Raw genomic sequence first — 23,357 nt, 5'->3', positions numbered from 1 at the left:
TCCCACCTGGTGCTACTTCCTCTGGAACCTCAGGCTCCAGTCTCCAGGCGTCCACGATCAAGGGGAAGGTTCACGGAAAGAGCGTCCCCCAGAAGCAGGGCACTCAGCTGACCCATTTACTCAGGGAGCCGCAGGGAGCGCAGCCGGTCGGCGATGTCGTACACGGTCAGGCGCAGTGCGCGGATGTCGGCGACCAGGTCGCGCCACGGCTCGTATGCGGTCGTGTCCACGTCGTGGCCGGATGCTTTGAGGTAGGCGACGGCGACTCCGTAGGCGAAGAACTCGTTGCGGGCGGGCAGGGGGCGCAGCAGTACGAGTTGTTCCATGAGCGCGGCCGCCCGCCAGTACGCGTCCGGGGAGCCCTCCGTGAGCTGGGGGGTGTTCACCCGGTGCCGGGCCACAGCGGCCACGAGCGCGGAGTAGTCCAGGACGCCGAGTTCTTTGCCGAGCAGTTCCTCCTGCCGGTCCAGCAGCCAGCGGATGTCGATGTACAGGTCCAAGATCAGGCCGCCCGGTGCGTGGTACGCGGAGCCTGCGGCAGACCCCCGAAGTCACGGTCAAACGCCTCGGCCATGCCCGGCCGGGAGACCGCTTCACGAAACGCGTCCGTCGCCACCCCCAGCTTGAGCTGGTTCTCCTGCTCGATGGCCAGCTCGGCGAGCAGCGCGCGCACACTCGTCTTGCGGGCGGCGGCGATCGCAGCGAACCGGTCCCGGGTCTCGGTGTCGATCTTCACGGTGGTATCAGTCATGCCTTGAGTATGCACCCGAGAATACCTTCATGAATACCTCTGTGCGGCACGCACCACCACGCCGGACAAATCCCGGCCGAGAGCCTGAACCAAGCCCGGTTCATCGAGGACTGCACCGACTTCCTCAGCACGCCCGGGCTGCGCGAGGAATACGCTCTTCGATTCGGCTCTGCCGAGGATCAGGTGCTGTGGCAGCGTCCCGCCCCGGCCAACGACACCGGCGACGCGCAGCGCTGGACGATCTCCACGCCCGACGGGCAGGTCGCCGCACGCTTCGCCTACTGCACCCGGGCCGGCGCCCAGGCCGCGGCCGCCCGCGTCGCGGCCGCGCCGCCCGGCGGCGCATGGCCTACGCAGGCCGGCACGGGCGCCGCGCAACTGCTGAAGGCGGCGCGGGAGGCCTCCGCCGTACCGGACCTGCTGCCGCTGACCCACCAGGGCAAGCCGGACTGGGGCTCGGGCTACGGCCTGGACTTCGCCTACTTCTGGATGCCCGACACCCGCGCCGCCTACGAGCGGATGATCACCGCATTCGGCCGCAGGCCGAAGAACTGCCGCACCTGCGCACGCACCGCGCGCCAACAGAGGAAAGACGGGTGGGACCCGGCCACCGGGCACTGGCCGTCCTGGACGGTGCAGGGCCACCGCGGCCGCTACGACCACCCGCACTGCCTGTGCACCGGATGCCTGCGCCTGCACCAGCGGATCGGCGCAACGAAGACCCTCACCGGACCGGAAGACCAGCCGGTCCCCGCCGCGGCCGCCGTCGGCCTCTTCAGCCCGCTGACGGCCGCCGAACAGCACGACCCCGATCCTGGAGAGCGGCCTTTCGCCTGGTTCGCGCACTTCCTGCAGGACGCCGGACACGTCGTGATCGACGAACGACCGACCGAAGGGCTGTGGCCGCGCGGGGTGCTCCACGACGACGCGCTCTTTTGCGAAACCGGCGTCACCGGCCCGTGCGACGCTACCGACGACGCGCTCCTGTAGCCGGGAGCGATCCCCGAGGCGGCCGCGAGGCAGCCGGCCCGCCGCAGAGCTCCACCGAAGCGCACCAGTGCGGGGCCGGCCGCATGCCACTGGCCGGCCAGGTCCTGCAGTTCCTGCCAGATGTCCCGTGGACCGCAGGCGGTGACGATCCAGCAGGAGCGTCCTACCGGCTGCACCCGCAGCCGCGATCCGCAGGCGGGCCGGTTCGGTGTCCCGGTCAGGCGTCGAGGGGTTCGGCCAGGTGCGCTGCCGCGATGGTGTCGATGCGCTGGGCGAGGTCGAAGTCCGCGGCTGTCAGGCGGTGTCCCGCGTCGTGCGTCGTGATGGTGAACCTCACCCGGTCCCAGCGCAGGTCGATGTCCGCGTGGTGGCCGATGAGCCGCTGTACGTCCGCGACGTGCACGATCAGCGCGACCCCGCCGTGATAGCGGATGCCGAACGTACGGGTGATCTCGTTGCCTTCACGGCGCCAGCCCGCCATACCGTCCAGCGCGATCACGATTTCGTCCTCGGTCAGCGGCACGGGTGCCTCGGGCACGCTCAGCTCCCCTCGGTCACGGGCGCCAGAACCTCCGCGAGATCCTGGCCGACCGGGGCATCCTGCCACGGCCGCATCGCTTGCTGAAGGGCCACCAGTTCCCGGCGCATACGCGCCGATCGGGTCTGGGCAGCGATGTCCGCGGCCGTGCGGGCGATCTCCAGGGCCTGGTCCGGTTCGCCTGCTCCCGCAGCCGCGGTGGCGTGCCGGGCCAGGTACACGCCGCGGTCGCGGCGGGCCGTCTCGGGAACGATCTGAAGCACCTGATCCCACAGCGCGAGTGCCTGGGCGCCCAGACCGAGGCGGCCGTAGCAGGTGGCCCGCTGTACCTCCAGGTATCCGGGGGTGCGCCGGCACGCGTTTCCCCAGGGCAGAGCGTCATCGACTCGCCCGAGCAGTGCGTCCGCCTGATCGATGAGCCGGTCCACCGCGCCCCGGTCCCGGACGAGGGACGCTCCGTGCGCCTGCTGCTGCAGGGCCATCACCCGCACTTTGGGCACCAGCCGGTCCGGGCCGGCGAGCGCCGCCTCGCACAGGTCGATGACCGCGGGCCCGTCCCCGAGGTCGGTGCGCACCTGCGCCTGGTTGACGAGGGAGTAGCCGATCAGGTGCGCATCGCGGGAGCGCATCGCGATCTCCTGGGTGACCCCGCGCCAGAAGCTGGCGCCGCCCATGTCGCCGGCGTCCTGGTACAGCCAGCCGACCAGCGCGGCGTACGCGGCGCCGATGCGCAGGAGACCGCGGCGGGTCTCGCCCTTGGCCGAGCGGATCAGTTTGTCGATGAGCTGGTACTGCGCGGACACCGTGCCGATCAGGTCGTGCGGGCCCAGGAGCATGTCCGCCCGGTAGTGCCCCTCCAGCTGCTGCCGGAAGTAGTCGATCAGGGCCGGGTCGACGTGCTGCGGAGCGAACGGCCCGGCGACGAGCGCCGCGGCGGTGACGGACACGAACGCACGGCGTTTCACATCAGCCTCTTCGTGGTGCTCGGGGCGGATCCACCCGGGCGGGGTGGTGAATCCCAGGTCCTCGGGCCAGCGGCCGAGCGCGTCGTGCAGGACGATCGCGGTCTCCTCGGCGGGCCAGCCCGGATGCGCTCCCTCCCAGCGGCGCCAGGTGCGCGCGGAGACGCTGAACTGCCGGTCGTCGAGGAGCTGCTGCCCGTGCTGGGTGAGGCGGGCGGCCGCCTGTTCCAGGGTCCGCCAGCCGGCACGCAGCCGTGCAGCGCGCAGCGCGTCGTTACGGCCCATATGCCCAGTCTGTGCTGTCATCGCGTCCGTCCCCGGCCGTGGCCGCTGTGTGGCCGTACGTGGCCACGGCCTGGCCTGGTTGCCTCCCACCGTGCACACCCATCATCACCGTGTGGCTACAGAACGTGCACAGAATGCGGCAAGTGTCCCTCGCGCGGTCGGGCAGGACCACCTGCCCCTGGACGTGGAGGCGATGCGCGTCGCGGTGAACCGTCTGCTCGACCCCGGCGCCGGCGCGCACGGCGTCCCGCCGGCCGCCGGCGAGCTGGAGATGCTCACGCTGCAGCTGCGAGGACACCTCCAGCTGCTCGCGCCCGAGATCCAGCAGACCGCCAGCAGACTTCCCCGGCAGAGCCCCTCACGGTGCTGCGTCCTGGCCTGCCTCGGCGAGGCCCGCATGACGCTGGACACCGAGCCTGAGCCCACATCGGCGGCCGGAGCCGCCCACGCCCGGCAGCTGGCCCGCGTCCTCAACGCCCTGCTCGACCACCACGAGAACCTGGCATGAGCGCGGCCCTGTGGCCCGTGCCGCCGCCTTTCATGTGGTCCTGTGTCACCTGTTCGACCCTGCTCGACCTGCTGAACGAGTCGCTCCTGCTGACGGACGCCTCCCCGACGTGTGAGCAGGGCCTGTACGTCCAGATCGCTCTGGCCCGCCACATCGCAACCGATCATCCGCAGTCGCTGCCCGCAGCCCACGACGAGGACTGCCTGATCTGCCTCGGCTACCGCAGCCGTGTACAGGACCCAGGCGGCATGTGGGCCGAACATCGGGCGCGCAGCCTGTTCCTGCCCGACGCCTTCGCCCGACGCCTGTAAACCCCCACCCAGCAGGACCATGACCAGATGCCCCGGCGAGCGTGTTTGCCGGCGGCATCCTGTGGTGCTCGGCCCCGGCCAGAGCACGGCCGCCCCGCCTCCCCCGGTGTACAGGGGCGGGGCGGCCCCACACCGGCACGGCATGACATCACCGGATTCCCTCTGGCCGCTCTCGTCGAATCCGGAGCCGACCCGCCGCCTGCGCCCCGGGACAGACCCTCGAAGCCCGCAAGGATGAGCGAGCTGCCCGCAGCTCTGCATCCCCTGCCGCTGCACCGCTCCGGCTGGCAACCGCTGATCAGAGGATTCCTTCCGGTACGCCAGCAAAGACGGCTACGGTAAGAGCATGGACAAGGAGCTCCGGCTGAACATCGGCGAAGAGCAGTACGAGCAGCTCGTGCGCGAGGCGCAGGAGCGGCACGAGGACCCGACGGTGTATGCCGGACGGGTGCTGACCGAGGGCCTCAACCGGGCCCGGTTCGTCCAGGGCTGCGCCGACTTCCTCAGCACACCCGGGATGCGCGAAGAATTCGCCCTTCGATTCGGCCCCGCTGAAACCGGCACCAGCGTGTCGGCCGCCTGAGTCTGCTTGTGGAACTGAACGTAGATCTTCCGTGGCTGCTTGAAGTCGCGCGGACCCAGCTTGCAGATCCTGACGTCACGGACTGGGGGGCACTGGAAGCCGCCCGGGCCCGCCACTGCTTCCGCGTCCTGGACGCCCCCGCCTATGCCCGTCCCCACCACCGGGCCGCCGCCCTGTTCGAGGCCCTGTGCCGCCTTCCGGCACTCGAACACAGCAACGCACTCTTCGGTGTGACCGTCGCGGTCGGCTACCTACGCGCCAGCGGCCTGCCCGTACGCGTCAATGCCAAGGAGGCCGCAGCCCTGGCTGAACAGGTGACTTCCGCACAGATGGACGTGCGCGCCCTGGCCGACACGCTCAAGGAATGGACCGAGCGCGGCTGAAGTCTGCGCCTGCAGTCCCTGGAACCCATCCGCAGCAGCCTCTACCTGTGCTGGGCCCTGCTGCCGAAGCCCCTGCCCGCGTCCGCAGGTACAAAGAAGGGCTGGAAGCTGGTTGATCGTTCCGCACTCTATGCCGCGAAGCGCGGAACCGTGCGAGACACGGAGGATGCCGCTCCTCAGCTCCTCAGCTGATCGAGCTGGCGTTCCAGAAAGAATACGTGGGGTTCCCTGGCGATGAAGAAGTCCTGGAGCATCCTCTGGGACGTCCAGTCTCCCCGCGTACCTGCTATCCCGATGCCTTCGTTGAGTCCATCCCGTACCTGTAACTCAAACGCCAGGTCATTCTGCAGCATCTCCTCTAGGGTCTCTCCCTGGCGGAGCGGGTGCCTTCTCTGCGCGTTGGGCATGCCTTCCAGGTCGAGGATCCGGAAGGAAAGGGTCCTGACGTGGGTTGTCGATCGCACAGCCGCGGCTTCGATGGACTGTGCCAGAGCTGCACGGCCCTGGTGTTCATGACGGAAGGCGTGCTGGGAGAACTGGTCGACCGTGGTCAGCTCCCGCGTGAGATGTTCCTGTAATGCCTCCATGACCTGCGGATCACCCTTCATGAATCCACCTTCCGCCGTCGCTACTCCGCCCGCTCCGGACGAAGACGCCAGACCCGCAGTGACACCGGAGCCCGGCATACGGAGAAAGCTTCCCGTCCCCTGGAAGAGCGGGACAGAGAAAGTACGGTTGTGGCTCAATATGTCCCGTGGTCGGCTGTCTGTTCCAGGCCGTCCGCGGACCGGAACAGAGCCGGTCCGGTGCACCAGCGGCCGCCCGGGGCCCGCGGGGAAGGCCGCAGTACTCACAGCACAGCCACCGGTATATGCGCCGCGGGTTGGCCTGCGAGCGGAGCGCTTGCGGGACCGGCCCGAGGACCGCTCGGCCGGCGCTTCGCCCAGCCGGGGCGCCGCAGTTGCGGTGAGCGTACGGAGCGCTCACTCAGGCAGCAAACAACCGGCGTCGGGCGTCGTGCATGAAGACGGCAACGCTCGCTTCTCTGCGCCAGGCATCCAGTGCCCGGACGGTCTCACTGACGTAGCCGTGAGCCCGCGGGGAGCGCAGGTTCTGCAGGATGGCCAGGGACTCCTGAGCATGGGGCAGGCCTTGGTCGAGGTCGAGGCGCTGAAGATGGGTGCAGGCCAGGACAGCCCTGCAGATGCCGACGGCGCGGGTGAATCGGCTGGCGGGCATGGGCGCGGCCTTTTCGCTCCACCGGAACGCCTCGGTGGGGTTGCCCAGGTTCCGGTGGATTTCCACGGCGTCGGTGGCTAGTCGCCCATACCCGAAATAGGCCAGTTGCGCCGGATCGTAGGCTCCGAGCCGGATCGCCTCCAAGTAGCCTTCGGCCGCCGACAGGGCGGCGTGGGTATCGCCACGCCGACCCGCCCGGGCGTGGGTCCGGGCCTCGGCGAGTTTGGCGAATCCCAGCACGCGCGGCGCGGCGTGGCCCTTGGCCTACTCGTGCGCGACCTCGGCCATGTCGGCGGTCTGCTCCGGATAGCCGCGCAGATAGGCGGCCCGGGCCAGACGCAGGGCCTGCACCAGGTGGCGGACAACTGGGATGCCGGAGGGGCCTACATGTAGGGCTCCTCTGGCCAGGTCTGGCCGATGTTCGGATCAACGAACCAACCCTCTTTTGCCTCCTCCCCGTGCGAGGCGCGGGCCACGAACGGCCTCCCTTTGTCTTTGATGGTCAAGGTGCCGGTCTCACCGGATTTGGTCCCTCGATAGTCAGCCTTGATCACGAATTCGCAGTCTTTGTCGGCGAAGACCGAGACGTTTAGCGCGCCTGGCGTCTCGCCGCCGCCCACGTAGATGACCTTGTTCCATCGCAGCTCAGACGAGGTAAGCAACTTCCCGCTCAGCGCAGCCTTCTCAGCCTTCTTCGAGTCAGATGGAAGCACCTTCGTGCCCTTGGTCGCCGCGCGACCCGTGAAGCCGAAGGAGATGTCCTCCCAAGCCTCCGGTCCACCCACCTGAAGGCCAGCGTTCACCGTGGCGACTCGATTCCAGCACTTGATCACCTCGGCACGCAGCTTCGTGAGCATGACGATCTCTTCACGATCGCTGGTAATCGTGACTTCCCAGCCGGGGGACCCCTTGCCGTTGATGACGTGCCCTCCCCGGGCTTTGAAGAAGGCCTCAACTTTGTCAACGTCCCCGTGCGTCGCAGTGAGGGCTTCCACGTCAGACGGTTCGAGTCCTCGTTCCAGCTCCCACTGGCCCGAGGCCCCGGCGAGAGCGACGTTCGCTTGTACCGCGTGCCGAGCCTTGTCGATAGCGTTCTGGGCCTTGTCCTCAGCCTGAGCGTTGTCCTCGGCGAAGAGGATGCCTACCTTGTTCTCCAGCACCATCCCGCCGATCACCAGAACCATCGCGACCAACGCAGTGAAGAGTCTCCACCGAAGAGGCTTGCCTCGCGTGGCCTCGGTGGCCGGGGCCACGTCCAACAGATGCTCTGCGCCCCGTTGGCTGCGTGTACGCCAGTCCGTCAGGCGTGCCCGCCAGCCGCTCATTGCCGCCTCCTTATGTAGTTGATCAGGTGTGTAGCGTGCGCGGAAACATACCCTCAGCGCGCCATCCGTGGAGGTGGTTCACCGTCCGCAGACAATCCTGTTCTACGGAGTCCACAATGCCCGCGATCGTGAACGTGGTGCCTGTAGTTCGCGCGCGAAGGTACTCATTTCGGAGGCTGTCGAGGCGCCGCAAATCGGCCCGAACTGCCGGCTGACGGGCGGCCGCTGGTTCTCCTACTACGACGCGACCTCGGTGACGTCCGCGGCCGGTCTGGACATCGACCACATGGTGCCCCTCGCGGAAGCCTGGGACAGCGGAGCTTCCGCCTGGACGGCGCGACGCCGCGAGGCCTACGCCAACGATCAGGGTGCAGAAGCATCCCTGGTGGCCGTCACGGCCCGCTCCAACCGCAGCAAGAGCAACCAGGACCCGGCCACCTGGCTGCCGCCCGCCCCGGACACCGCGGTGCGCTGCACGTACGCCGCGCAGTGGGTCGCCACGAAGCTGCGCTGGGACCTGACCGTCGACGACACCGAGCTCGCGGCGCTACCATCATCGACGACGACCAGGAGCTGGTCCTCGAGAAGCTCACCCGGGAGCAGGTTCTGGACTGGCGCCATCGCGCCACCGCGCCGCCGCCGGCCACCAGCTGGTCAACAAGGTTGAGCAAGTGCTGAGCAGGGGCGAGCACCGTGTCCGGCGCTTTGGCCGCGCGTTGTCACCATGACCACTCATACAGGGTGATCACTCGTACTACACTACGGTTGGCCGCATGCCTGCCGAACAGAACATCGACTCCACCCACCTTGAGGCGGCTTGGCGGAACATCACCGCATGGCTCGCCGAATATGCACCCCTCTCGCGCGCCTCGCTCCTGCCGCCTGCGTCCGAGGCTGAGATCGAGCACGCCGATACTCTTCTCCGCGAACGCCTCGGCTTTGGACTTCCTGCTGAACTTGGGCAGTTGTGGCGACTGTGCGGTGGTGTGGAGCACCAGGACATCGGAGCTGACGAGCAGGGCGAGATCTTCTCTGGGCAGTTCTTCCCTGACGGGTTGCTTCTGGCGCCGGCCAAGGCGCTGGCGCCGCGCCTTCCCGGGCCTGGTACGGAGGACCTCTGGGGCGGCGCCGAGGTAGTTCCCTGGCTCACAGGGGACGACGAAGACGCTCCCTTGCAAGGCTCCTACATCGGCGCCCGTGGTGTCGGGAAGTGGTCGTTCGAGGACAACCCGGTCGGCACGCCCGATTACCCGTCGATGGCCGCCTACCTGGAGAATGTTTACCGCACACTTACCGTAGGGCCCGCGAATCTGATGGGCTCCGATGTGCCCGGCATCGTGTGGGGCTGCCTGATCTGGGACCGTCCTGAGGGGTCCTGGCTGACGGATGCCGCCGAGCACTGGAGCCCGGTTCACTGACCAAAGCGGTCCCCGTCCGGATCCGGGCGGGGACCGTCAAGGATTACCTGCTACGGCTTGGCCATCGTGCAGACGATTGTGGCCTTGGACGGGTCACACGCCTTGAACCAGGCATTGCTCGGGTCGAGGGTGTAGGCGTCGCCTGAGGCTGATCCTTCGGAGTGGACACCCTGACAATGGATCTTGATGGTCCAGGGAGGGATGGCCAGGTGGGACGCAAGTCTCCGTATCCGGAGGAGTTCAGGAAGGATGCCGTCGCGCTCCATCGCGCCGCCGCCGGGAAGCGGACGTATGCGGCGGTGGCCGCTGATCTCGGCTCACCGCGGAGTCGCTGCGAACGCGGGTACGCAAGGACGAGGCCCAGGCTGCGCCCGTGAGCCGCGATGGCAGCGTGAGCCCGGAGGGGGAGCCGGCCCGGCTGCGGGCGGAGAAGGAGTGGCACCTGGAGCGCGAGATCCTGCGCCGGGCAGCCGCCTGTTTCGCCCGGGAGGTGAAGTGAGCCCCCGCCGCTGGGCCTTCATCTCCGACCACCGCGCCGACTTCGGCGTCAAGCGGATCTGCCGGGTGCTCGGGGCCTCCCGGGCCGGCTACTACCGGCACCTGGCCACCGAGCAGGCCCGAGCCGAGCGCCGGGCCGAGGAGAAGCGGACCGTGAGCGAGATCCGCGCCATCCACGCCGCACACAATGGCGCCTACGGCGCCCCGCGCGTCCATGCTGAACTGCGTGCGAGGGGACGGAGGCTTAATCGCAAGCGCGTCAGCCGGCTGATGCGGATCAACCACATCGTCGGCCGTCACCTGCGGGAGAAGAAACGGACGACGATCGCGGACCCGGCCGCGCCGCCCGCGCCTGACCTGGTGATGTGCGACTTCACCGCGGACACGCTGGACACCACGTGGTGCGGCGACATCACTTACGTAGCCGCCGTCTGCGATGGTCATCGTCTTGCCGATGGCGGCCTTGGCCCCGGATTCTTCCCAGCCGCGGGAGTCGTGCCGGTTTCCCGGTAGGGGCCGGCCGACCACGACGACCAGGCGGGTGCCGGCGTCGATGACCACCTGATGGGCCGTGGAATAGCGGTAGTTCTTGGACTGCTCTGCGATCGTGTGGTCACGGGTGGGAACCAGGGTGCCGTCCACGATCAGAACGGTGTCCTTCGCGAACCGCTTGCGGGGCTAGAGTGCGAGCAGCGGCCCGAGGTGGTCGATGATCCGGTCTGCGGCCGATTTCGAGATGCCGAACAGCGGGGCGATCTGGCGCATGGTCAAGTCCGTGCGCCAGTAGGCCATGACAAGCAGAATGCGATCCTCCAGTGGGAGCCCCCAGGGCCGCCACGCTGAAGTTCGGCATCGGTCTCGCGCCGCACGGCGGTCACCAGCCTGCGGAAGCAGCGCGGGCTCAGCCCGGTGAAGGGACCTATCCAGGACGGCACCGACGCCGTGATCACTGCAGTCACACCAAGATCGTTTCACCTGGAGTCGACCGGGACGGGTATGGGTCAGGTACGGAGCCCGAGGTGCCGGTCCAGCTGACCGCGCAGACACGCAGAAGCCCCACGGAGAGTCCCGAGTTGTCGCACTTCCGCCGCCGCAAGTTCCGTCCGCCCAGCCAGCGCGAGCACAGCGGCATAGGGCCGCTCACCTTCGGCGAGCTTCGCCGCCACGGCATCACGGACGCCTCGCAGCACCGCGCGGTCCGCACTCGGATGCTCCGCCAGCAGCCGAAGGAGCCTGTTGTCGTTCCAGGCGCTGTCTTGCGCCGTGCTCAGTTCCAGCAGAGTGCCAGGCGCCGTGGCGGGATTGGCGGCGAGCGCCTGCCATACGAAGGGGTACGGACACCGTGCGAGTCGGTGCAGTACGGCACTGTCACTCTCGGCATGCGCCAGTTCGAGGTAGTCAGCAGGCGTGTGCACGGACATGGCCCCCAGAATCGTCGGGGCGATCATCCTGCCATCAGGGCCCAGTCGCCCGCGCGCGAGGCACTGCCGCAACCGGTCGAAAATTGCTTACGGGACAGCCCTTAATCTTGTTCCTTAACCTGGATTGGTCACTCTCTGTGTTGTGGGTTGTGATCGCTGCGATCTGTTTCGATCGCGTTCGGTCAAGGTCTCGGGGCGCTTGAGGGTTTTCCCCACGTCGTAGCGGGTGGGCCGCTGCCGGTTGGGGAGTCCAGGCGGTCTGCCGGGGCCGGGGCGGGCAGGTTTGGGTGCGCGGGCGGGACTGCCGAGGCGAGGGCGGATGTTCCTGAACCATCGCCGCACCCGGGTTGGGGTGAGTGCGGTGCCGGGGCGGGTGGTCTTCTCCCAGGGCTTGCGCTGATCGGCTGCCAGCGGCAGCGCGAGGCGGAGCTGGGTGTGGGCTGCGACGACGAGCCAGGTCCACCGGTCCGCGGCCTGAGGGTCGCGCAGCCGGGGTCGCGTCCAGCCCAGAGACTGCTTGAACAGGCGGAACGTGTGCTCCAGGTCGAATCTGCGCAGGTAGCAGGACCAGACGAAGTCGACGTCGTCCGGGGCGGCTCCGGTCGCGGAGGACCACAGCCAGACCGGTGGCGCGTCACGGTCACCGGGAAGGCGCTCGACTTTGAGGCGGATCAACGTGCCTTCGACGAGCGGAAGTTCTCCGTTCAGGTCGAGCCAGGCCGAGCGGTGGGTGAGCCGGGGATGGACCCGGTCCCAGGCGCGGGCTTCGGCTTTGCCGTAGCGGGAGGTGTCGTTCACCGTGAGCACCGCCGGTTCCGGCCAGGTCTCCGGCTTCGCCAGGCGGAACTCCGGCCCGTGCTTTGGCGGTCGGCCGCCCCTGGGGTCGTAGATGCGCGGCGGCTTCGGCATCCGCAGGACCCGGTCGGAGCGCAGGCGCCCGACGAGCTCGACGGGCAGATCACGCAGCACCCAGGGCAGCCGCATCACGTCATATCCCGCATCCATCACGACCAGGATGTGCGGGGGGTCCCCGCACTGCCACTGGCCGACCGCGACCAGGCGCTCGACCACGGCCCGCAGCTGGCCGGCCGTCACGGCCGCGGCGTCGTCGGCGGGCGCCAGCCGGACCACATCCAGCACCTGCGTCCACGAGGTGCGGTCCGGGGTGAGCGCGGCAACGAACGAGTACGGCCAGCCCGGCACCACGTGGTCCGACGAGCGGCCGTTGCGGCCGTGGACCAGGCAGAACAGCCGCTCCGGCGAGCAGGAGGCATCCGACCGCAGCCACGGCGAGACGTCCACCGTGAGCACGATCCGCCCGTCGAACCGCGGAAGTGCCAGCGATATCAGCAGGTCACGCAAGGCTTCGGCACTATCTTCCGCAGCGCCGGCGTCCTGCGCTGATATCGCTCCGTCAGCCCGCTAACCTGCTCGACGAACGTTGTCCTCGGACAGTCCGCGTTTTCGCAGTACAGCCGCCGCACCGAAAGATCGATCACCACGGGCCGCCCACCGATCGACTCGTCCGCGACGTGACGTACATACCGCGAGTGCACCCAGTTCGACTCCTGACCACACCCTGGGCACGCACGGCGCGCATCTTCCCTGGTGAAAGCGGTGATTCTCACGGTCTCCGGGCCGGTGCTCACCCGCTCAACTCGTAACCCCGCCAGCCGGGGCAGCAGTTTGTCGATGGTGACGTCACACACCGCCAGCCTGACACCGGCAGTCCGAGTCATGTGGCCAATCGTCAGAACGATCAACGCCTACGAAACTCTTGGAAGAGCCGCTTGTTCTGACAGACCCGAGTACGTCGGCTGGATTGAGGGGTACAACGAGTGAACCCGAGTGGTCAGGATGGAACGCGCGGAACCGGGTGCCACCGCATGTATATGGGGGGCAGTATGAGTACCGAGTCTTCATTCTTCGACCGGCCGGTGGCGGAGACGCTGGGGCGCTGTCCTGGTTATGCGTTCGCCGGGGACGGTGTGCAGACGGCGACGGGCAACTACACGCGCACGGACGTCGACCTGGTGACCCACGACAGGCTGCTCACCTGGGCACGTACTTACAACTCGCGCACGAAACGGGGCGGGGTGCTGGGGCGTGGCTGGACGTTCACATACTCCATGCGGCTGGAATCAGCAGCGGAGGGCGCTGTCCGCTTCCACGACCGCGGCGGACGGGTCCTCTCCTTTGTACCGGGGGACGACGGAGACTACCGGCGCCCACAGGACCTCGACGCAGACTTGCACCGCGAGGACGACGGAAGTTTCACCCTCTGCTTCTTCGCGGGGGAGCGGTGGCACTTTTCTGAGGATGGCAGGTTGCTGTCCTTGGCGGCCGAGGGGCGACGGGTGGAGTTGCGATACGACGATGAGGGGCGGGTCGTCATGGTCGTCCACTCGGCAGGGCTGCGGTTTGATCTCTCGTACGGGGCGGGTGGCCTGCTCTCGAAAGTCACCGCCGACGACGGGCGCGAGGTGGCCTATGCGTACTCCGGCTCCGACCTGGTGGCAGTCACCGGATCCGACGGCGCGGTCCTGCATTACGACACGGACGATGACGGCCTGCTGACGAGCGTGCGTGAGGCCGATGACATCCGGCTGATCATCAACTCCTACGACGACGTGCGCCGGGTCACCGAGCAGCAACTCGCCGGGGCAGGCGGTGTCCAGTTCATGTACCACTCGGAGAACGGACGTACCGATGTCACGGCCCGGCCCTCGGGGGGCCGGTCGTTCTTCCAGCATGACCGTATGGCTCGCGTGTCCGGGGTTACCGATGCGCTGGGTAACACAGTCAGCATCGCCTACGACCAAAATGGCCGCTTCGTTGAAGGGATGACCGCGGGCGGTACCCGGCTGGAGCGGGAGTACGATGCGGACGGTAACCTCCGCGTGGAAGTCTGGGGTGGCTCCGCCACACGCTACGTGTATGACGACAAGCGACGCGTCGTCCGCCGGACCGACCCCACGGGAGGGGTCACCAACTACGAGTACATCGGGGCAAGCCGCTTACCGGTCACCGTCACGGATCCCTCCGGTGCCCGTACCCGCTACACCGTCAAGGGCGGGCTCGTGACGAGCAGACGGGATCCCGACCAAGGAACGCAGCGCTGGGAGTACAATGCGCGGCGCCTGCTCGTAGCGGCCACCGATGCGACCGGGGGCAGGACGGAATACGCCTACGATGCCGCCGGACGGCTTGTGCGGGTCACGACGCCGTCCGGGGAGACGATCCGTTACAAGTACGACCGGGCGGGACGCATACTACAAGTGATGGATGCGGCAGACGCTACCACCCAGTACCGCTACTCCTCAGCGGGCCGCAGACTGTCTGTCACCGACCCGGTCGGCGCCGTCGAAACCCTCGGCTACGACGAGGCCGGCCGTATGACCGAGCGCGTCGACCGGCTCGGCGCCCGGACCCGGTTCGCCTACGACGACTCCGGCAGGCTTTCCTCGGTGACGCTGCCCGATGGCACTGAGACCACAGCTACCCGTGACGTTCTCGGCAGGATCATTGAGACCAACGATCCGACAGGGACTATCCAGTACACCTACGACTCCGACGGGCGCTGCATCAAAGAGGAGGGACTGGAAGGAACGACCACCACTGAATGGGACGCCCGCGGCAACCCCCTGGTGATCACCGGGCCCGATGGCACCGCCTGGCACTACACCTACGACCTCGGTGACCGCCTGATCACCCTCACCGATCCGGCTGGCGCCGTGCAGAGTACCCGCTACGAGGACGAGCACCGCAGAATCGTCGTGACGAATCCTGCGGGTGCCCGGACCACCCAGATCTTCACCGGCGGCGGCCACCTGCACGCTGTAGTCGACGCGTTGGGCAGGCGTACCGAATTCCAGCGTGACCGGGCAGGGCGGGTCGTCGAGAGAGTGGATCCCGAGGGCGGCCGGACCCGCTACACCCATGACAGTGACGGCCGGCTCATCGCGAGGATCTCTCCGGCGGACCTGTTAACCCGGTGGGCGTACCAGAAAGGGCGGTTGATCGCCGTCACCAATCCGCGTGGCTTCATCACCCGCTACGCCTACGACGCGCGCGGCGACAGGACACAGATCATCGAGCCGGGCGGCGCTGTAACCAGGCGCGCCTTCGACAATGGCGGACGGCTCATCCGGATCACCGACCCGCGTGGTGGCGTGACGCGCTTGACATACGACGCGGTCGGTAACCTCACCTCGATCACCGACGCCAAGGGTGCCGTCGCCCGCTACACCCACGACGCGGCGGGACGACGCACCTCGCGCACCGACCCGCTGGGGCGGCGCACCCGCCGCGAATACGACGTCGCGGGCCGGCTCACGGCGGTCATCGAGCCGTCAGGCCGTACTGTGCGAATGGAGTATGACGAGGCGGGTCGACTGGTACGCCGGTACGCCGAGGACGGCAGCGAAGTCCGCTTCACCTACGACAAGGCAGGCCGTCGCCTGACGATGCAGGACGCGAGTGGCGCCACTCGGTACACGTACGACAAGGCAGGTCGCCCGGTCACCGTGACCGGCCCGGACGGCGCCGACTTCCATTTGGCTTACGACAAGGCGGGACAGCGGATCGCGCTGCGTTACCCGGATGGCGCGAAGGTGACGTACCGCTACAACCTGAACGGCCATCTGGTCGGTATGCGCGACTCGGCCGCAGGCGAAGCCGTCTACGCTGTCGACCCGGACGGCAAGCTCCTCACGGAGCAACTGCCCGGCGGCTGGCTGCGCAAGTACGCCTACGACGGCGGGCTGCTGTGCCACTTCTCCGAGATCCGCGCGGGCGTACCGGTCACATGTACCCGGCTCGCCCGCAACGCCGACGACCGCATCATCAGGCGTGAGGATAGTGACGAGAGCTGGACGTACGCTTACGACCCGGCGGGACAACTGGTCCGCGCGATACAGGGCTCCGGCACGGCGCCGCCCAAGGTGACCCACTTCGCCTACGACCTGGTCGGCAACCGCACCAGTGTCGTCGACGGCAGCACCGCCACGCGCTTCTTGTACGACGCCGCCGACCAACTGCTCGCGCTGGAAACCGAAGGGCGGCGCGTCGCCTACACCTACGATCCCGCCGGACGGCTGCGTGAGGCCTACGACGGCGATGTACGGCACCGCGTTGAGTACGACGGTCTGGGCTCGCCCCGGGAGGCCGTCCGTACCCGTGCGTGGGCGATGGAACGCGTCCGGACCACGTACGACGGGGACAAACTGCTGGCGTGCGTCTCGGTAAGCACAGGCGATCAGCACGCACCGGAGACCACAGTGGACTACCGGTGGAGCCCCGACAGCGTGCCGCAGATCCTCACCCAGCGGGTGCGCACCAAGGTCCCGCAGGCGGACGACACGGCTCCGCTCGGGCGGGACCTAGCCAGCGCGCGCTTTACCTACGGTCACGGACGCGCATTCGCGACCTCGGCGCACGGATCGGTGAACTTCGCACGGGACGTCTTTGGGACAGCAGTCCACACGGAACAGACCGCGCCCTGGACCTGGGACACACCATATGACCCCTTCGGCGCCCCCGCGGGCGAGCAGCCCACCCGCCCACCGCTACTGCGACCGGAGATCCCCCGCTTCGGCTACCGGGGCGAGCTGATGTACGGCGCGTGCGCGGACCTGCGGGTCCGCCAGTACGACACCACACTGGGCCGCTTCACGACGCGCGACCCGCTCTCCGTCCTCGCTGCCGGAAGCGGGGCCAACAACCCCTACGCCTACGCCGCCAACGACCCGCTGAACAAGATCGACCCGCAGGGCACCTGGGCGGTGGCCGACACCGTCGCGGGACTACTGGCAGGCCTGCGCGCGCCCTTGGTCACCTGCGACGGCTGCCCAAGCGGGACCAATAGCATCGAGTCCCATCGCAAGTGCTTCCAAGGAACGGTCTGCTTGAGCACGCGCGGCGGTTTCGACTCCGATGAGCTGAACGCCGAACAGGCCAAGCTGGTCGGCCTTTGGAAGAGGGGCCAGGGCGAAGCAGCCGGTCAGGCGATGGCGATCCACGAACTCAACCGCCGCCGCCAAGGCCTCATGGACAAGTTCCTCCAATCCCTGGGAGCGGACACGGAGATCAGCTACAACGTCGATTGGGAAGTCGGAATCCGCGGCCCAGTGCTCGGTGGCTACCGCATAGACATCATGACGTCCGAACGCAACCACTTCGAGTGCAAGCGCTGGGCGGGTCCCGCGACGTGGTACGTGGTGGAGGAGCAGCTCCAGGACTACGAGCTGATCTGGCGCTTCGACTACGGACTTACGATCACGCCTAGCACCGAATTACAGGACTGGGCCGACGGATTCCAGGTGTACAACCACTGGTACTCGATCATCCCAGACACCGTCTACGTGTGGGGCCTGGGCAACACCGCAGGCCACATCTACATCGCCAAGGACGACAAGACCAGGGACGACGTCAAAGAGAAGGCCAACGAAAAGATCGCCCAGCGTAAACTGATGCCGGACGCCCCACTGATTCCTGGGATCCGCTTCCCGGTACCGGTCCCGGTATAGCAGCCCTCGGCACAGACACTTCCACGGATCACAGTGGCGGAATCAGGCAGTACCGTGCAGAGCTCCTCAAGTTAATCAGCCCTCAGTGGTCCTCGCTCCTGATGAGCCCGGACACCACCCTCAGCCGCAGCCTGTACGAGCGTCTCGGGTAAAAATGTGCAGGTCTGTACCACAACGAACCGGCGGTCCGGTCTACGACCTCCTGCTCCTCCAAGGCGACAACACGACGAACATCTCAAGATAACCACCCGCTGGCGAGTCGACATCGTGCACAGCAGGCGAAGTGCGGCTCTCTGCGCCCAGGGATCGGCCCCTGGGGGCCTCCGGTGCGCCGAGGGGGCTGGAGGTGACGGGCGGCTGCAGCTCGCTGGGCGTTGTCAAGACAGCGTGGCTGAGATTCGTAAGGGCTGACGGAGGCATACGTGGCGGGTGATCCCTCGGCTGCGGCCGCGTCGTGGCGTGCTTTCGTGGGCTGAGGACGGGGGAGGGGGCAGCAGTTTTTCCGACCGGTGAGAGCGGGTACGGATGTGACCGCCCCTCAGAGGGCTCGGAAATGCCGTGCGCGACTGCTGTTGAGGGCCACGCTGCTTGTGGCAATCCGGGCCGGGGACGGCCTGTCCTACTTACTAAAGAGAGCGCTGGCGTCGAGAGCACTCTGACCTGCACAAACGCGCTTTCCATCCAGATCCGGCGATCTGGCACCCAGTCCATACCATCGTGCACCCGGTTCCTAAGAGCAGGGCAGACAGTTCATGAAGCCTGAGTACCCACGTCCTGAGAACCGTGACCACGGTTACAGGAACCGACCAGATTGACGTCAGGTTCATCAGTAGGCGCTCTGTCCGCGCTCGAGGAAGAAGCGACGGACCGACGTCAGGTTCAGCGACACGCCCTGGGGGCGGAGTTCATGAACTCAGTGCTCATGTACGTTAGGTTCATCTAGTCGGCCTGAGGGCCGCGGCTCATGCACGTCGAGGCAATGTCCAGCTACGGAGGGCCCGTTGGGAGCAGTACGCAGACTCGTCGACGCGGACACGGGCGAGGCCATCCCCTATGCGCCCTATGCCTTCTCTGGTGAACACATCCAGGTCGACAAGGCGAGAGTCGCAGCGATCACGGAGAGCAGGGAATTCACCCCGAGCCAGAAGTACCTGGTGCTGTGGTGGATCGGAGTCTCTCCCCAGGGTATGGCACCCTTGAGGGCGACCGGCGCGGACATCGCCAAGAAGGTCGGGATGACCGCCGATGCCGTCGGCAAGATCAATCGGAAGCTCCTCAAGCGCCGCATCCTGATTGAGCGCGGCCGGATCGGCAACTACAGGCTCTACCGGATCAGCCCGTACATTGCTTTCCACGGGACCGGGATCGAGCAGCGCGAAGCGATCAAGTCGTGCAACCCGCCGGACATCCCCGGCTTTGACAACACGTCCCCTTCGTGGCGGGAGGCCCAGTGAACAACGACGACAAGCGAAAGCTCCTGGACGTCCTCCACCGCACCGCCGGCATGACCGCCAACCAGCGCCTGGTCGTCATGCTCTACGCGGTGCACCCCACTGACCGCGCCGGCGCCGTCGTCGAGACCGGCGCCAACCTGGCCAAGCTTGTCGGCATGTCCCCGACCGTCTTCTCCCGCACCCGACGCCAGGTCGTGGAAGCCGGATGGCTCGAGGAATCCGAGAGGCTCGCACACATCAGCTACTACCGGCTCAGCGAGAAGAGCACCGGCGAGGACGTCGTCGTCCCTCTGCGCCGCGCAACCTGAACGGTTCCGAGAACCACAGCTCATGTACGTGAGGTCAATGAGTACCGATCCCGGGATTGGTACTCATTGACCTCACGTACATGAGCTGCCCGTCCTGAAGCTCGGTCGAAATTGCCAGGCTCCCGGTCAGCCTTTCCCCGACGGCCCGACTCCTTTGCCTTGCGAAGATGGTTTAGAGATCGCGCGGATAGATTGCCGTCAGGCAGGGCGGATACCCCGCCGGTTCCAGTAGCGCCCGGGTGACTGGGAGCCGCGCGGATCGTCGCCGCGGCCAACGCGGCAGCCGGAACCGACGCGGTGCGCACGGTGCGGGTCCTGCCCCCCCCCCGGGGGCCGCGCCTGCGCCCCGGACCGCACCCAAGGCCCCGGCCGCCGCACCGGATGCTTCGCAGGCACCGGTGAAGACCCGGCAGGAAGCCTCGCCCGGCTTCCACCAAGCGCTCGCCGCGCACCAGGCCGTCGCGTCCCCGAGCCGCGTCGACCCGTCGATCGCGGAGACGGTAAAGCGGCAGACCGCCGCGATGCGGGCGCTCAGCCATGGGGCATTCCCCGAGCCGCCGGACAACGGGCCGACCAGGATCGAGACGGCCCGTGCCCAGCGCTGCCGCCAGACCGCGGCGACCGAGGCCGCCGCCCTGCGCCGGGCTCGTGCCGAACGAGCTGGAGCGAGCGTGCCCTCGGCAGGCGGCTGGTGAGGTGGCATGAGCCGGGGGCGCGCCAGACCGCCCCGATGCGCGCTGAGCACCCAAGCGTTCCCCAAAACGGTGCCGGCCAGCTGGCCCCCTCAAGGCGGCCCGGGCCCGGCGCCGCAGGAAGTTAGAGGTTGCCTGTCTCGCTGTGCTGCGCCCGCGCCGTCAGCTCCGGTCGTGCTGCCCGTTGCCCGTCTGGCACCTGCCGCCGCACCGAAGCCGCAGGACGACGTCGTTGACCAGGCGCCGCTGGTCCTTGAGGAAGTGACCCGCGAGCAGGTCCTGGACTGGCGCAACCGCGCCGCGAAGGACCACCAGCTGGTGTTCGACCACATCGACCGGTACGGCGAGGTGTCGGCGCAACGGCTGTTCACGAGGGCGTTCGTCTCGCAGGTGACCCGGATGTCCCGCCTGGGGCACCTGAACCTCGGCTCCACCACGTGGGAACGGTCATGAGCGGCGGCGAGCTGTCAGGGGCCGACTTGGCGCAGGTCGCGTTGCGGGCCGCGCTGGAGACGGCGCGGAAGAACGGCGGCAACGGCCGTACGGCGAAGTTGCCTCAGTCCAGCCGAGTTCTGTCTTCGTCGGAAAGGAAGTGGAACCGATGCAGCCGTGCGGACACTTGTAGCTGTGGACTTCCTATTGCATGAACGGGTCCGGTCCGGCGACCGGTCGGCGTTCGCCGAGATCTTCGATGAGCACGCGCGCGTCGTCTACGCCCACGCGATCCGGACGACAGGTGACTGGGCCCTCGCTGAGGACGTCATGTCCCTCACCTTTCTGGAGGCCTGGCGACTGCGCGACAAACTGCGTGAGGAGGTCAGGAGCGTCCGGGCGTGGCTTCTGGGCATCGCGACCAACGTGATGCGCAACATCACGCGGGCGGCGCGGCGGCATCGGGAGGCGATGTCCCGTTTACCGCCGCCAGAAGGGCTGCCCGACTTTTCGGACGAGGTGGTCGGACAGCTGGCCGACGCCCAGCGGCTGGCCGCGGCGGCCCGGGCGCTGCACCGTCTGAAGCGGGCTGAGCGCGAAGTCTTCACTCTCGTCGTCTGGTCCGATCTGGGGTACGCGGCGGCCGCCGAGGCCCTGGGGATTCCCGTGGGCACCGTACGCTCCCGCCTTTCACGGGCGAGAAAGAAATTGCGCAGACTCGTCGAGGAAGAGCTTGCGGCGGATTCGCATGACGCGGAACCGCAGACCGGCAACGGACAACACATGTCGCAGAACGGGGCGGCCGCACCCCGCGCCTTCCACCGGAGGAGTGCACGATGAGCCTGGAGCAGGAACGATCCGAGCGTGAGCAGGCGATCCGGATACTGCCCCCGCTCCCCTACCCGGAGCCGGCACCTGGACGAATGGAAGGGCGCCGTGAGCACTTTCTGAGCGAGGTCGACCGGCAGGTGCGATCCCGCTCTCCCCGTCCGGCCCTGCGAGGGCGTTGGGGACTGGTGCTGGGCACAGCGGTGGCCGCCGGAGCGACAGTCGTCGTTCTTGGTATCGGCTCCGGACCCACCGACGCTCCGCGCGATGTGCCGCCGGCTTCGGCGGCGTCGGTCCAACTGCTGGAGAGAGCGGCCCTGGCCGCCGCCACGACGCCGCAGACGAAGGTGCACGCCGGGCAGTACTCGTACGTCAAGACGGTCGGCCACACCTCGGTGCTCTCCGAGACCCGGGCCGGCGAGATGGAACTCCTGCGGGAGGAGGAGGACATGGAGCAGTGGACGTCGGTGGACGGCAGTGAGCGGAGTCTGCAGCGCAAGGACGGCAACGACACTCTGCTGCCGGGCACTCCGGGCGGGGGCAACCTGAATTCACCGACCTACAACTTCCTGGCTGCCCTGCCGGCCGATTCCGAGACCCTGCTGAAGCGGATCCGCGACGACGCGGAGAAGAATCACGGAGCCGGTTCCGGCTCCACGACGGGACCGGACCAGCAGGCCTTCGTCACGATCGGCGACCTCCTGCGCAATGGGGTGGTTCCCCCCGAGACCTCCGCCGCCCTCTACCGGGCCGCCGCTCTCATTCCCGGAGTCGGGGTCGTCCCCGATGCGGTGGACGCGGCGGGCCGGCACGGGGTCGCCGTCACCCGGACCCATGACGGCGAACGCATTGAGTGGATCTTCGACAAGAGCACTGCCCGGCTCCTGGGGGAGCGCACCGTCCTTGTGGAGGACAACGCCTGGGGGAAGGCCGGCACCGCCATCACCTCCACCGCCCTGGTGGACAGCGGCATCGTCGAGGAGGCCGGACAGACTCCGTGACACCTTTCCGCGACACAGGGTAGTACATCGATTACAAAAATCGCGCAAGATCGAACATTGGGGCGATTGTGATCGAGTATTAGACATGCTCGATCACAGTTCCCCCGCATCCCGGATCTTGCTGTGAGGCTCTTGTGACGCACTGACACCACTTCGTCACAGGAGAAAACAGCATGCGCCTTACGCGCACTCTCGTCCCGTTCGTTGCCGCCCTCTGCGCCTTGGCGGCAAGCGCGACGACCGCAACCGCAACACCGGAGCCCTTTCCGTCGCCCGAGGTTGGACTCAACACGCCGGCCGAGGAGGCCGAGTTGCAACAGCAGCTCGACGAGGCCCAGCCCGTGATCGCCACCTACAACGGCGAGAAGATCAACCTGGCCGACGGCTGGCAAGGGGCACAGGCCTGTTCCGAAGTGCCGAGCGGTGAGGTCTACTGCTACGACAGCGCCGAGGAGGCGGATCAGGCTTTGGCCGCAATCGCCCCGGAAGTCGCGAGGGGTTCCGGGAGTGGCGCGGCATCGGCGAAGGCCAACGGTGAGCTCAGCCCCACAGCCGCCGGTGACTGCACCTACGGGTGGGTCTGCCTGTGGGAGCACGGGGAATTCACAGGGCGCCGGCTCCAGTGGTCCGCCAAGGGAACCAAGCAGCTCGCAGACTGGGACTTCCGGGACAAGGCCAGTGCCGGCTGCGTCAACCGCAACCAGGGAGGCGCGTCCGTCTATGACGCCCGAACGGCCCTGCCCGACCCGTACATGGTCCTGGCCAACGGCTACTGCTACAAGTTCATCAGCGCCAGCTACCCGACCGGCGGCTCCTTCAATGACAAGGCCGACTACATAAAGATGTGACCGACCTGGTGGCATCGCCTCGTGCTCACGACGCCCCGCTCGGGATTGCCTGAAA

25 protein-coding genes and 4 pseudogenes are annotated in these 23,357 nt (G+C 67.7%); 18 read left to right on the top strand and 11 right to left on the bottom strand.

Annotated elements, in window-relative coordinates:
- Nucleotides 1–116 precede the first annotated feature (116 nt).
- Together KM933_RS22015 and KM933_RS22010 are read right to left on the bottom strand one after the other, a co-directional pair.
- Nucleotides 117–500, bottom strand: a complete 384-nt coding sequence (locus KM933_RS22015) for a toxin Doc (protein WP_221354777.1) — start codon at nucleotides 498–500, stop codon at nucleotides 117–119.
- Nucleotides 501–502: 2 nt separating this feature from the next.
- Nucleotides 503–751: an antitoxin MazE7 gene (locus tag KM933_RS22010; protein ID WP_221354775.1), complete on the bottom strand. Its 249-nt coding sequence runs from the start codon at nucleotides 749–751 to the stop codon at nucleotides 503–505.
- A gap of 183 nt (nucleotides 752–934) precedes the next feature.
- On the opposite strand from KM933_RS22010, the gene KM933_RS22005 reads away from it, so the two are divergent.
- Nucleotides 935–1,741 (top strand): hypothetical protein, encoded by an 807-nt coding sequence (locus KM933_RS22005; RefSeq protein ID WP_221354773.1) that lies wholly within the window; start codon nucleotides 935–937, stop codon nucleotides 1,739–1,741.
- A 217-nt stretch (nucleotides 1,742–1,958) separates the two neighbouring features.
- Here KM933_RS22005 and KM933_RS22000 read toward each other — a convergent pair whose 3' ends face one another.
- Together KM933_RS22000 and KM933_RS21995 are read right to left on the bottom strand one after the other, a co-directional pair.
- The gene (locus KM933_RS22000; RefSeq protein ID WP_221354771.1) at nucleotides 1,959–2,279 is read right to left on the bottom strand and encodes a 4a-hydroxytetrahydrobiopterin dehydratase; all 321 of its coding nucleotides are present in this window, start codon (nucleotides 2,277–2,279) and stop codon (nucleotides 1,959–1,961) included.
- A gap of 2 nt (nucleotides 2,280–2,281) precedes the next feature.
- Nucleotides 2,282–3,526 (bottom strand): NsdA family TPR-like regulatory protein, encoded by a 1,245-nt coding sequence (locus tag KM933_RS21995; RefSeq protein ID WP_221354769.1) that lies wholly within the window; start codon nucleotides 3,524–3,526, stop codon nucleotides 2,282–2,284.
- 112 nt (nucleotides 3,527–3,638) lie between these two features.
- On the opposite strand from KM933_RS21995, the gene KM933_RS21990 reads away from it, so the two are divergent.
- The 4 genes from KM933_RS21990 (at nucleotide 3,639) to KM933_RS21975 (ending at nucleotide 5,311) form a co-directional block, all read left to right on the top strand.
- Nucleotides 3,639–4,034, top strand: a complete 396-nt coding sequence (locus KM933_RS21990; protein WP_221354767.1) for a DUF6415 family natural product biosynthesis protein — start codon at nucleotides 3,639–3,641, stop codon at nucleotides 4,032–4,034.
- Nucleotides 4,031–4,345, top strand: a complete 315-nt coding sequence (locus KM933_RS21985; RefSeq protein ID WP_221354765.1) for a hypothetical protein — start codon at nucleotides 4,031–4,033, stop codon at nucleotides 4,343–4,345. Before KM933_RS21990 ends, KM933_RS21985 begins: the two co-directional genes overlap by 4 nt.
- A gap of 346 nt (nucleotides 4,346–4,691) precedes the next feature.
- On the top strand, nucleotides 4,692–4,928 hold the full coding sequence (locus tag KM933_RS21980; protein WP_221354763.1) for a hypothetical protein: 237 nt from the start codon (nucleotides 4,692–4,694) through the stop codon (nucleotides 4,926–4,928).
- 8 nt (nucleotides 4,929–4,936) lie between these two features.
- Entirely contained in the window at nucleotides 4,937–5,311 is a 375-nt protein-coding gene (locus KM933_RS21975; RefSeq protein WP_221354761.1) for a fic family toxin-antitoxin system, toxin component, read from the top strand.
- Nucleotides 5,312–5,487: 176 nt separating this feature from the next.
- On the opposite strand, the gene KM933_RS21970 is transcribed toward KM933_RS21975, so the two are convergent.
- Nucleotides 5,488–5,919 (bottom strand): ferritin-like domain-containing protein, encoded by a 432-nt coding sequence (locus KM933_RS21970; RefSeq protein ID WP_221354759.1) that lies wholly within the window; start codon nucleotides 5,917–5,919, stop codon nucleotides 5,488–5,490.
- A gap of 379 nt (nucleotides 5,920–6,298) precedes the next feature.
- The gene (locus KM933_RS21965; protein ID WP_221354757.1) at nucleotides 6,299–6,790 is read right to left on the bottom strand and encodes an NsdA family TPR-like regulatory protein; all 492 of its coding nucleotides are present in this window, start codon (nucleotides 6,788–6,790) and stop codon (nucleotides 6,299–6,301) included.
- A 12-nt stretch (nucleotides 6,791–6,802) separates the two neighbouring features.
- Between KM933_RS21965 and KM933_RS21960 the strand changes: the two genes are divergently transcribed.
- The gene (locus KM933_RS21960) at nucleotides 6,803–6,943 is read left to right on the top strand and encodes a hypothetical protein (protein ID WP_221354755.1); all 141 of its coding nucleotides are present in this window, start codon (nucleotides 6,803–6,805) and stop codon (nucleotides 6,941–6,943) included.
- Here the strand turns inward: KM933_RS21960 and KM933_RS21955 are convergent.
- On the bottom strand, nucleotides 6,934–7,875 hold the full coding sequence (locus KM933_RS21955; protein WP_221354753.1) for a hypothetical protein: 942 nt from the start codon (nucleotides 7,873–7,875) through the stop codon (nucleotides 6,934–6,936). The two genes, KM933_RS21960 and KM933_RS21955, sit on opposite strands and share 10 nt — an antisense overlap.
- Before the next feature lie 94 nt (nucleotides 7,876–7,969).
- On the opposite strand from KM933_RS21955, the gene KM933_RS21950 reads away from it, so the two are divergent.
- The 4 genes and pseudogenes from KM933_RS21950 to KM933_RS21940 form a co-directional block, all read left to right on the top strand.
- The gene (locus KM933_RS21950) at nucleotides 7,970–8,542 is read left to right on the top strand and encodes an HNH endonuclease family protein (protein ID WP_308013503.1); all 573 of its coding nucleotides are present in this window, start codon (nucleotides 7,970–7,972) and stop codon (nucleotides 8,540–8,542) included.
- A gap of 106 nt (nucleotides 8,543–8,648) precedes the next feature.
- Nucleotides 8,649–9,293 (top strand): SMI1/KNR4 family protein, encoded by a 645-nt coding sequence (locus KM933_RS21945; protein ID WP_221354749.1) that lies wholly within the window; start codon nucleotides 8,649–8,651, stop codon nucleotides 9,291–9,293.
- A gap of 209 nt (nucleotides 9,294–9,502) precedes the next feature.
- Nucleotides 9,503–9,654 (top strand): annotated as a pseudogene (locus KM933_RS40650) (IS3-like element ISRhosp1 family transposase); the annotation flags it as partial.
- Nucleotides 9,655–9,699: 45 nt separating this feature from the next.
- Nucleotides 9,700–10,214 (top strand): annotated as a pseudogene (locus KM933_RS21940) (IS3 family transposase); the annotation flags it as partial.
- On the opposite strand, the pseudogene KM933_RS21935 reads toward KM933_RS21940, so the two are convergent.
- From KM933_RS21935 to KM933_RS21920, 4 genes and pseudogenes are all read right to left on the bottom strand, one after another.
- Nucleotides 10,212–10,750 (bottom strand): annotated as a pseudogene (locus KM933_RS21935) (transposase family protein); the annotation flags it as partial. The pseudogenes KM933_RS21940 and KM933_RS21935 sit on opposite strands and share 3 nt — an antisense overlap.
- A 42-nt stretch (nucleotides 10,751–10,792) precedes the next feature.
- Nucleotides 10,793–11,239, bottom strand: a complete 447-nt coding sequence (locus tag KM933_RS21930) for a hypothetical protein (protein ID WP_260333948.1) — start codon at nucleotides 11,237–11,239, stop codon at nucleotides 10,793–10,795.
- 87 nt (nucleotides 11,240–11,326) lie between these two features.
- Nucleotides 11,327–12,580: pseudogene (locus tag KM933_RS21925) on the bottom strand (NF041680 family putative transposase); the annotation flags it as partial.
- Nucleotides 12,559–12,951, bottom strand: a complete 393-nt coding sequence (locus KM933_RS21920) for a transposase family protein (RefSeq protein ID WP_221354747.1) — start codon at nucleotides 12,949–12,951, stop codon at nucleotides 12,559–12,561. The pseudogene KM933_RS21925 and the gene KM933_RS21920, both read right to left, overlap by 22 nt.
- Before the next feature lie 165 nt (nucleotides 12,952–13,116).
- Between KM933_RS21920 and KM933_RS21915 the strand changes: the two genes are divergently transcribed.
- The 8 genes from KM933_RS21915 to KM933_RS21880 all read left to right on the top strand — a co-directional run bounded on the left by KM933_RS21915 (nucleotide 13,117) and on the right by KM933_RS21880 (nucleotide 23,302).
- The gene (locus KM933_RS21915) at nucleotides 13,117–17,739 is read left to right on the top strand and encodes a DUF6531 domain-containing protein (RefSeq protein WP_221354745.1); all 4,623 of its coding nucleotides are present in this window, start codon (nucleotides 13,117–13,119) and stop codon (nucleotides 17,737–17,739) included.
- 1,001 nt (nucleotides 17,740–18,740) lie between these two features.
- Entirely contained in the window at nucleotides 18,741–19,193 is a 453-nt protein-coding gene (locus KM933_RS21910) for a MarR family transcriptional regulator (protein WP_221354743.1), read from the top strand.
- Nucleotides 19,190–19,501: a replication initiation protein, RepL2 gene (locus KM933_RS21905; protein WP_221354742.1), complete on the top strand. Its 312-nt coding sequence runs from the start codon at nucleotides 19,190–19,192 to the stop codon at nucleotides 19,499–19,501. Before KM933_RS21910 ends, KM933_RS21905 begins: the two co-directional genes overlap by 4 nt.
- 398 nt (nucleotides 19,502–19,899) lie before the next feature.
- Nucleotides 19,900–20,196 (top strand): hypothetical protein, encoded by a 297-nt coding sequence (locus KM933_RS21900; protein ID WP_221354739.1) that lies wholly within the window; start codon nucleotides 19,900–19,902, stop codon nucleotides 20,194–20,196.
- A 171-nt stretch (nucleotides 20,197–20,367) separates the two neighbouring features.
- Entirely contained in the window at nucleotides 20,368–20,646 is a 279-nt protein-coding gene (locus KM933_RS21895; protein ID WP_221354737.1) for a hypothetical protein, read from the top strand.
- A gap of 174 nt (nucleotides 20,647–20,820) precedes the next feature.
- The gene (locus KM933_RS21890) at nucleotides 20,821–21,465 is read left to right on the top strand and encodes an RNA polymerase sigma factor (RefSeq protein WP_221354735.1); all 645 of its coding nucleotides are present in this window, start codon (nucleotides 20,821–20,823) and stop codon (nucleotides 21,463–21,465) included.
- Complete coding sequence (locus tag KM933_RS21885; protein WP_221354733.1) at nucleotides 21,462–22,454, top strand: CU044_5270 family protein; 993 nt, start codon at nucleotides 21,462–21,464, stop codon at nucleotides 22,452–22,454. The genes KM933_RS21890 and KM933_RS21885 overlap by 4 nt, the downstream gene beginning before the upstream one ends.
- A 173-nt stretch (nucleotides 22,455–22,627) precedes the next feature.
- Nucleotides 22,628–23,302, top strand: coding sequence for a peptidase inhibitor family I36 protein (locus tag KM933_RS21880; RefSeq protein WP_221354731.1), 675 nt, complete (start codon nucleotides 22,628–22,630; stop codon nucleotides 23,300–23,302).
- Nucleotides 23,303–23,357 lie beyond the last annotated feature (55 nt).

Origin of the sequence: Streptomyces beigongshangae (assembly GCF_019710745.1) — a bacterium.
Taxonomy (GTDB): Bacteria; Actinomycetota; Actinomycetes; order Streptomycetales; family Streptomycetaceae; genus Streptomyces; species Streptomyces beigongshangae.
Note: the sequence above shows the minus strand (reverse complement) of the source record. Positions and strands in the feature narration are given on the sequence as shown.

What these genes read in the sequence shown, in the direction of transcription:
- KM933_RS21945 (WP_221354749.1), top strand. Translation starts at nt 8,649, where the DNA reads ATGCCTGCCGAACAGAACATCGACTCCACCCACCTTGAGGCGGCTTGG.
- KM933_RS21985 (WP_221354765.1), top strand. Translation starts at nt 4,031, where the DNA reads ATGAGCGCGGCCCTGTGGCCCGTGCCGCCGCCTTTCATGTGGTCCTGT.
- KM933_RS21880 (WP_221354731.1), top strand. Translation starts at nt 22,628, where the DNA reads ATGCGCCTTACGCGCACTCTCGTCCCGTTCGTTGCCGCCCTCTGCGCC.
- KM933_RS21980 (WP_221354763.1), top strand. Translation starts at nt 4,692, where the DNA reads ATGGACAAGGAGCTCCGGCTGAACATCGGCGAAGAGCAGTACGAGCAG.
- KM933_RS21930 (WP_260333948.1), bottom strand. Translation starts at nt 11,239, where the DNA reads ATGATCGCCCCGACGATTCTGGGGGCCATGTCCGTGCACACGCCTGCT.
- KM933_RS21885 (WP_221354733.1), top strand. Translation starts at nt 21,462, where the DNA reads ATGAGCCTGGAGCAGGAACGATCCGAGCGTGAGCAGGCGATCCGGATA.
- KM933_RS21920 (WP_221354747.1), bottom strand. Translation starts at nt 12,951, where the DNA reads ATGACTCGGACTGCCGGTGTCAGGCTGGCGGTGTGTGACGTCACCATC.
- KM933_RS21955 (WP_221354753.1), bottom strand. Translation starts at nt 7,875, where the DNA reads ATGAGCGGCTGGCGGGCACGCCTGACGGACTGGCGTACACGCAGCCAA.
- KM933_RS21970 (WP_221354759.1), bottom strand. Translation starts at nt 5,919, where the DNA reads ATGAAGGGTGATCCGCAGGTCATGGAGGCATTACAGGAACATCTCACG.
- KM933_RS21995 (WP_221354769.1), bottom strand. Translation starts at nt 3,526, where the DNA reads ATGGGCCGTAACGACGCGCTGCGCGCTGCACGGCTGCGTGCCGGCTGG.
- KM933_RS22010 (WP_221354775.1), bottom strand. Translation starts at nt 751, where the DNA reads ATGACTGATACCACCGTGAAGATCGACACCGAGACCCGGGACCGGTTC.
- KM933_RS21915 (WP_221354745.1), top strand. Translation starts at nt 13,117, where the DNA reads ATGAGTACCGAGTCTTCATTCTTCGACCGGCCGGTGGCGGAGACGCTG.